At 63.3% G+C, this 1,912-nt stretch carries 1 protein-coding gene; it reads right to left on the bottom strand.

All coding sequences use genetic code 11. The features are described 5' to 3' along the window. Positions 1-1,789, bottom strand: a 1,789-nt coding sequence (locus ACIBCN_RS44485) for a type I polyketide synthase (protein ID WP_396998928.1), incomplete at its 3' end; no start/stop codon positions are given. Between the last annotated feature and the right edge of the window lie 123 nt (positions 1,790-1,912).

Raw genomic sequence — 1,912 nt, 5'->3', positions numbered from 1 at the left:
ACCGCCACAACGCATCCGGCGACGACACCCCACCAGGGAACCGACAACCCATACCCACAATCACAATCGGGTCCGGCCTTCCCACCGATATCGGCGTGTCGACCTTCGCCACCTCAGTCGTCTCGCTGCCGCGCAACTCATCGAGCACGTGGCGAGCCACAATGGCGATACTGGGATAGTCAAAAATCAGCGTGGCGGGTAACCGCAGCCCGGTGGCCGTGTTGAGCCGGTTCCGGACCTCGACCGCCGTCAGCGAATCGAATCCCAGCTCACCGAAATTCCGGTCGACATCGACGACATCAACAGTGTCGTAAGCCAATACGAGCGCCACCTGAGCGCGAACGACATCCAGCACCACCCGCAGCGCCTCAGCCTCCGCCAGCCCCGCAACCCGCTGCTGCAACGATGAGCCGTCACCCACACCCACAGCAGCACGCCGCGCCTGCGACACCAGCCCACGTAGCACCGCAGGAATCGAAATCGCCCCACGCATGACCCCGACATCCAGGCGGGCCGCCGTAACCGACGCCTTGCCCAACGTCAGCGCAGTATCGAACCAAGTCAAACCTTGCTCGACCGTCATACCGACAATGCCGTCGCGCGCATACCTGGACGCGTCTTCGGCTCGAAGCCGCGCGCCCATCCCCGAACCGGAATCCCACAAACCCCACGCAATCGACACCGCCACAAGCCCTTCAGCGCGACGAAACTCAGCCAGCGCATCCAAGAAACTATTCGCCGCAGCGTAATTACCTTGCCCCGCACCACCCAACACACCAGCAACCGAGGAATACAACACAAACAACGCCAAACCAGCATCACGAGTGGCCTCATGCAAATACCACGCCGCATCCGCCTTCGCCGCCAACACCGCATCCAACCGCCGCGGCGTCAACGCCGCAATCACACCATCATCGAGCACACCCGCGGCATGGACCACACCCACCAACGGCAACTCCACCGGAACCGCACCCAACAGGGTATCGACCCCTACACGGGTAGACACATCACACGCCACCACCCGCACCATGGCACCCAACCCCGTCAGTTCTTCCACCAGATCCGCCACACCCGCAGCGTCCAGACCCCGACGACTCCCCAACACCAGCGACGTAACACCATGAGCCACAACAAGATGCCGCGCAACAATCGCACCCAAACCAGCCGTGCCACCCGTGACGACTACCGAGCCCGACAACACCGGTACTGGCACTGGCACATCCACCGCAACCGATAGCCGCGCAACATGCAGCACCCCACCACGCACCGCCACTTGCGGCTCCCCACTGGCGAGGACCTGCGCAGCCACTGTCGAGATCCCGTCAGAAACGCCGTCGTCGGTATCGACGAGTACGACCCGGCCCGGATCTTCGGCCTGCGCCGAGCGCACCAACCCCCACACCGCCGCAGCAGCCGGATCGCTAACCCTCTCACCGGCAACCGAAACCGCACCTGCGGTCAACATCACCAGCGTGCTCGTCGCAAACCCATCGCCGGCCAACCAAGCCTGGATCACGGCCAATGTCGCATGGGTTGCGGAATGTGTTCTCGCCACGACATCGTCTGTCGTCTCTATGTGGCATGGGTCGAACAGCACCGCAGACGGCACGTCCCGCGCGTCTGCGGCCCATTCCAAGAATGATTCTGCCGTGTTGAACAATGTGACCGATGCAGTGCTTGCCTGCGCCGAGTCCGTCTGGGCGATCCAGTCGATGCTCAGCAACTGCCCGTCGAGCACAGTGGTTTCGATTGATGGCATCGGCTCAGTGGTCGACTCCCCGATCGTCACGACCGGATCCCCGCTCACCCGAGTATTCAGCCAATACCGGCGCCGCTCAAACGCATACGACGGCAACGTAATCCGCCGCCGCGCACGCTCGTTCCACAACGCCGACCAGCCCACACCCGCGCC

The organism is Nocardia sp. NPDC051052 (genome assembly GCF_044456045.1).
Classification (GTDB): Bacteria; Actinomycetota; Actinomycetes; order Mycobacteriales; family Mycobacteriaceae; genus Nocardia.
This window is presented reverse-complemented; position numbering and strand designations above follow the sequence as displayed.